This window comes from Paenisporosarcina sp. P4_D4 (assembly GCF_056401835.1).
Window position 1 is genome coordinate 1 of sequence record NZ_JBFUIO010000115.1, and the last position, 6,083, is coordinate 6,083.

The following is a 6,083-nucleotide window of genomic DNA, read 5'->3' on the forward strand; positions in this document are numbered from 1 at the left end:
CATCTGGCGTGGGAAAATGATTTCCCTTATCGATAAACGCCACCATATGAAGAATTAATAAGGCTTCATCATCCTGGATATCACACTTTTTGTAATGTTGAAAAAAGAGCTGGGAAATGGTTACATTTCCCTGCTCTGTCCACATACGGAGCCGATCTGGCTGTTGCTGTTGCATACCCGAACTCTCCTTTGTACTTATATTATTGATAAAAAACTCAAGTTACGAATTTTAGCTGTTTTCTTTACTTTCCTACATGTCTAGTTCCGAAGCCCAGCTCGCACCTCCGCTTCAGGTACTTATTCGAAAACAGGTTTTCGATTCGTACCTTCCACCGTCGGAGTCGAGCTTGCGTGGGCTTCTGCACTTTTCTTGTTTATGGATATAAACGGTTTAATAAGCGTGGGAACGGAATCGCTTCACGGACGTGTTCTGCTCCACTGATCCATGCTACTGTGCGCTCTAATCCTAGTCCGAATCCTGAGTGTGGCACGGAGCCTTGTTTACGCAGTTCCAAGTACCATGCATATGCTTTTTCATCCAGTTCGTGTTCTGCAAGACGTTGTTTCAATAAATCGTAATCGTGAATACGTTCTGAACCACCGATGATTTCGCCATAGCCTTCAGGTGCAATTAAGTCCGCACATAAAACGACATCATCACGTTCTGGGTGTGGCTGCATATAGAATGGTTTAATACCAATCGGATAATGCGTGATGAATACAGGCTTGTCATAATGTTCAGCAATTGCAGTTTCATGTGGTGAGCCAAAATCATCACCCCATTGAATATCATCAAACCCTTTTTCATTTAAGAATGTGATGGCATCGTCATAAGAAATACGTGGGAAAGGAGCTTGAATATGTTCAAGTTTCGTTACGTCACGATCAAGACGCTCCAACTCCAACTTACAGTTTTTCAGGACTGATTGAACAACGTATGAAACATATTGCTCTTGCACCACAAGATTTTCTTCAAATTCCGTGAAAGCCATTTCCGGCTCGATCATCCAGAATTCAATCAGATGGCGACGTGTTTTTGATTTTTCAGCGCGGAAAGTAGGACCGAATGAGAACACTTTTCCAAGTGCCATAGCAGCCGCTTCCATATAAAGTTGACCTGATTGAGAAAGATATGCATCTTCATCAAAATATTTGGTCTGGAACAATTCAGAAGTTCCTTCAGGAGCAGATCCTGTTAAAATCGGCGGATCTACTTTTGCAAATCCATTTTCATTGAAAAATTCATAAGTTGCACGGATGACTTCATTACGGATTTTCATAATGGCATGTTGTTTACGTGAACGCAACCATAAATGACGGTTATCCATCAAAAATTCAGTTCCATGTTCTTTTGGTGTGATTGGGAAATCTACTGCTTCGTGAATGACTTCGATATCTTTCACTTGAAGTTCAAAGCCAAACGAAGAACGCTCATCTTTAGTAACTTCTCCGACAACGTACATTGACGTTTCCTGTGTTAAAGATTTTGCTTTGATAAATAATTCTTCTGCCACATCTGCCTTAACAACAACGCCTTGTACGAAGCCAGAACCATCGCGTAGTTGCAAGAATGCAATCTTTCCACTTGAACGTTTATTGGCTAACCAAGCACCTAATTTTACTGTTTCGCCTAAGTGTTTTGGCATTTCGTGAATCATAATTTTTTTCATAAATTCCTCCAGAAATTACAGCAAACCATCTTGCCATTTTGATCGTACAAATGTATCTATACGTGACACTGCTTCTTCAAGTAAGTCGAGTGAAGTTGCGTAGGATAATCGAATTGTTGATGGGGCTCCAAAACCAGAACCCGGAATGACCGCTACATTTGCCTCAGTCAGTAGTGCTTCTACAAATGTGTCAACTGAATCATAACCTGTTTTTGATGCTGCTTCAGAAACATCTGGAAATAAATAGAATGCTCCTTGTGGTTTTAATACTTTGAAACCTGGAATAGCTACTATTTGCGGGAAAATAATTTCAAGACGTGATTCAAACGCAGAACGCATTTCTTCTACTGTGTCCTGAGGACCATTATACGCTTCAATTGTAGCGTATTGAGAAGTAGTGACAGGGTTTGATGTGGAATGGCTCGCTAAGTCTGTCATTGCTGTAATGATTTCCTTGTTGCCCGCTGCATAGCCTATACGCCATCCTGTCATGGAATGTGATTTAGACACACCATTGATAATAATCGTACGCTCTTTTGCATCGTCTGAAAGTTGAGCAATGGAAATATGTTTGGCATCTCCATAAATCAATTTTTCATAAATTTCGTCAGATATTATCCAGATGTTCGCTTCTTTACAAACTTCTGCAATTTCCTGCAATTCAGTTTTTGAGTAAATCATCCCGGTTGGGTTACTTGGAGAATTCAAGATAACGGCACGAGTCTTGTCAGTGATTGCTTGTTTAATTTGTTGGGCAGTGATTTTGTATTGTTGTTCAGCTGTACCTTCAATATAAATAGGTACGCCTCCTGCAAGTTTCACTTGTTCTGGATAACTTACCCAATAAGGGATGGGAATGATTACTTCGTCATTTTCATTTAATAGTACTTGGAACAATGTGTATAAAACATGTTTCGCACCAATACCAATCAAAATTTCAGACGGTTGATATGTGATTTGTTGATCACRCTGTAACTTGTTGATAATTGCTTTTTTTAATGCTGGCAAACCGCCTGCTGGTGTATATTTTGTATAACCATCATTCATCGACTTAAATGCCGCATCCAAAATGTTTTGAGGAGTATTATAATCGGGCTCGCCTGCGCCAAGACCAATCACATCAATACCTTGTTCTTTTAATTCCTTTGCTTTTGCTGTAATGGCAAGTGTTGTTGACGGTGTCAATGTCTGAACACGGTTAGCTAATATAGGTTTCATCATCGATTGTCCCCTTTTACATATTCAATATACGTTTCCACCATTTTCCATTTTCAAATAATAAATAAACGTAATTAAGCTTGTCGTTTTCATTTAAAAATGTAATTTCCCATACTGCATGATTTTGTTCCCAGCCAAGTTTAGTATGTAGCACCTCTTTGACTTCAAATTCATCTTGTACAGTTTTAATGGCTTGTTTTTTCGAAATGCCATCTTTCATAAGCACTTCTTCAATTTTTAATTTTTGATTGGAGGAAGGAATAAAAACAGCTTTTTCTTCTCCGTTTTCATCGTTTCCAAGTACAGTAATATATGTATTTGTACTACTGTACACCTGTGAATCTGTCACTTCTGTTAACATTTTCTCACTAATTGCCAATTGTTCAGCATCCTGTTTTGCGCTTCTGAAAGGTTGTCCTGCTTTCCAGATGACAAACAAGCTGATACAAAGAGTTAATGAAAGAATAAATACACTGATAAAAATAAACCATTTTTTCATTTCTGCACCTTACGTTTTATAAATTGTGAAAACGGCTTTCTCATGATTATCTTTTTCAAGTGCCAGGCCAAACATTAAATTTCTTTGTTTCAAAGTGCGATTCAAGGCGTCCACAATTTTATACAAGTCTGATTGATAGTCAACCGTAACTGTTGATATTACTTCAATTCTGCTTTCCATTTTGTAACCCCTACTTTCTTCGCTCATACTTTCTCATTATACCAATTTTCAAGGTCCAAGACCATATCTTCTAGGGATACTTTCTTAACTGGGATATCTGGCAAAGCACTAATAAACTCTTTCCCATAAGATTTCGACTCAATTCTGCGATCGAGGACAATAAATACGCCACGATCGGTTGATGAACGAATTAGACGGCCAAAACCTTGACGGAATCTAAGAATCGCTTCCGGCAATGCCAGTGATGTAAATGAATTGATTCCTTGTTTGGTCAGACGGTCAGCTTGTGTTTTGAATACAGGCTCATCCGGTGAAGAAAACGGCAACCGTACCAAGATGACTGCAGTTAATGCATCTCCCGGTACATCGACACCCTCCCAAAAACTATTCGTACCAAACAATACGGACTTTCGGAACCTCTGGAATGATTTCAATAATTTCATGCGGCTACCTGATGTCATGCCTTGGGCGAATAACATATAATCTTCAAGCAATCCTGTATCTTGAATTAAATCGACTGTTTTTCGCAACATGTCCTGTGATGTGAAGAGCACAAAACATCGGCCTTCCGTAATCAGAACCGTTTGAATGACTGCATCGGCAACTGCTTCGATAAAATCAGATTGTGAGACATGCTGAATATCCGGCATATCATCGACAATGAATAAATTGGCTCCTTGGTAAAAATCTTTTGGCGCAGAGTAATTTTTTATGGACACCGTCTCTGGAAGCCCCAGTTGATTGACGATGAAACGATTATTTCCTGGGACTGATAACGTACCTGACGTCCAGACGATGCCAGCACTGCCTCTCCAATCGTTAAATATTTCATTGACCGCCTGTGTACTGTCAATCGGTTTTTTATACACTTGCAGGCTACCTGGAATGCTTCTGCGATCCATTTCCACCCATACTGAATGTTCTGCAGGAGAAGATAGGAAAATATCGACCCATTCACCTGTCTTGATTTTCATTTCGTTCAACCAATATTGCCATTCGGCAGCAACTAGTTTATCGGCATGTGTTGATTCAAGCTGACTTTTAGACATTCTCTCGAGTAAGTGTTGGGCAATTGTCACCCACCTTTGAAGGTATTGGTAAACTTCATCGAGCAATTCATAATCCAGATCTAAATCTTCGAACAAAATCGTTTGTTTCGAATGAGATTTTGTCGCAGTCTTACGGCGGACACTCTGAATAATGGATTGAATCGCTTCATCAAACTTGTCACTACACCTCATATAAATCCGATCAAGTTCATCGAACGAATAAATCACATCCACCCCATGTTTCTCCAAAACATTGGCGAAAGAAAAGGTTAATTGTTCCTGATCGCGGGTTCCAAGTTGACCAAATACATATTTCCACTGCGTGTATGAAAAGATTCTTTCATCACGTGTATTCGCAGCTTGTACAAATTGATGTGCTTCATCAATAATAAATCCACTGATTTCATTCTTGAGTAATGGTTCCAGCCTATGCCGATCAGTAAAGAGCATGGCATGGTTGGTAATAAGAATATCTGCATGCTGACTTTGAAGCAATGCATATGCATGGAAATCATGGTCATTCACTTCCGTTGTCTTAACGGAAAATGCATTTTTCCGGACTTTGTCGAGGAAAAATTGACCGCCACTTGAAACGTTCAGTTCCCCAACATCACCTGTAGAAGTTCTTGTTAACCAAACTAACAGCTGGCAAATAGCAAACGTTTCATCATAAGATTCGTCTTTTGCACGCAGTAATTCCTCGAAACGGTGCAAGTCGAGATAATGTCTAGCACCTTTCAAAATCGCAACTTGAACACTATTTTTTACAATGGCTTCTAATTTCGGTATTTCAACGTCATATAGTTGCTCCATTAAGTGAGTAGTGTACGTGCTGATTAATACTTTTTTGTTTTGTTGTTTTGCATAGAAGTAACTTGGAATTAAATAACTTAGCGTCTTTCCGAGTCCCGTCGATGCTTCAATGGCCAGTTCATTTTTTTCCTGAAAGGTTTGCCATATGGCATCCATCATCTGAAACTGCCCTTCACGTTCTTTGAAGTCCTGTAACCCTTCTGAAAAATAGAGACGTTTCTGGTTCTTGGTTTCAGGATAGAAAATGGAAGATTCCACTGGACCTTGCATGAAATACTTCTGTCGAAGCGGAATGCCTTTATAAAAATCGTAATTTTCGGATTTGAGCATCTTTCGCTTTCTTTGAAGAGCTTCGAAAAATAAAGCAGAGATGTCGAATTTCATCTGAAAAGATCGTTTATGAATTAGTTCTAGTGTTTGAATCGGCAGTTTTTCAATTTCTTTCATACACTCTATAAATAATTCAGCGGTCGCATAGGCATCATCGTCTGCACGATGGGCATTTGTTAGTTGGATGCCCCGCTCTTGGGTAATATCCTGTAAATTATAACTGAAAGACGTCGGAAACAGTAAGCGTGACAGTTCAACGGTATCCATTTTTTTGCCTTTCCATAAAGGGAATCCCGTACGCTTGAATTCGGCTTGTACAAAAGA

At 39.3% G+C, this 6,083-nt stretch carries 5 protein-coding genes and 1 pseudogene; all 6 read right to left on the reverse strand.

Annotated features, from left to right (window positions below; all coding sequences use genetic code 11):
* Nucleotides 1-175, reverse strand: a pseudogene (locus AC1DSL_RS15145) (DnaD domain-containing protein); the annotation flags it as partial.
* Nucleotides 176-374: 199 nt separating this feature from the next.
* Entirely contained in the window at nucleotides 375-1,670 is a 1,296-nt protein-coding gene (gene asnS, locus AC1DSL_RS15150; protein ID WP_016427384.1) for an asparagine--tRNA ligase, read from the reverse strand.
* Between the two features lie 15 nt (nucleotides 1,671-1,685).
* On the reverse strand, nucleotides 1,686-2,888 hold the full coding sequence (locus AC1DSL_RS15155) for a pyridoxal phosphate-dependent aminotransferase (protein WP_477532814.1): 1,203 nt from the start codon (nucleotides 2,886-2,888) through the stop codon (nucleotides 1,686-1,688).
* Between the two features lie 16 nt (nucleotides 2,889-2,904).
* Nucleotides 2,905-3,387: a cell wall elongation regulator TseB-like domain-containing protein gene (locus AC1DSL_RS15160; protein ID WP_016427386.1), complete on the reverse strand. Its 483-nt coding sequence runs from the start codon at nucleotides 3,385-3,387 to the stop codon at nucleotides 2,905-2,907.
* A gap of 9 nt (nucleotides 3,388-3,396) precedes the next feature.
* Nucleotides 3,397-3,567, reverse strand: a complete 171-nt coding sequence (locus AC1DSL_RS15165) for a YpmA family protein (protein ID WP_016427387.1) — start codon at nucleotides 3,565-3,567, stop codon at nucleotides 3,397-3,399.
* 23 nt (nucleotides 3,568-3,590) lie between these two features.
* Nucleotides 3,591-6,083 (reverse strand): helicase C-terminal domain-containing protein (locus tag AC1DSL_RS15170; protein ID WP_477532813.1); only part of this gene is annotated, 2,493 nt, incomplete at its 5' end.

Excerpts from the sequence above, each read along its gene's own strand:
- AC1DSL_RS15165 (WP_016427387.1), bottom strand. The coding sequence starts at position 3,567 with ATGGAAAGCAGAATTGAAGTAATATCAACAGTTACGGTTGACTATCAA.
- AC1DSL_RS15160 (WP_016427386.1), bottom strand. The coding sequence starts at position 3,387 with ATGAAAAAATGGTTTATTTTTATCAGTGTATTTATTCTTTCATTAACT.
- asnS (WP_016427384.1), bottom strand. The coding sequence starts at position 1,670 with ATGAAAAAAATTATGATTCACGAAATGCCAAAACACTTAGGCGAAACA.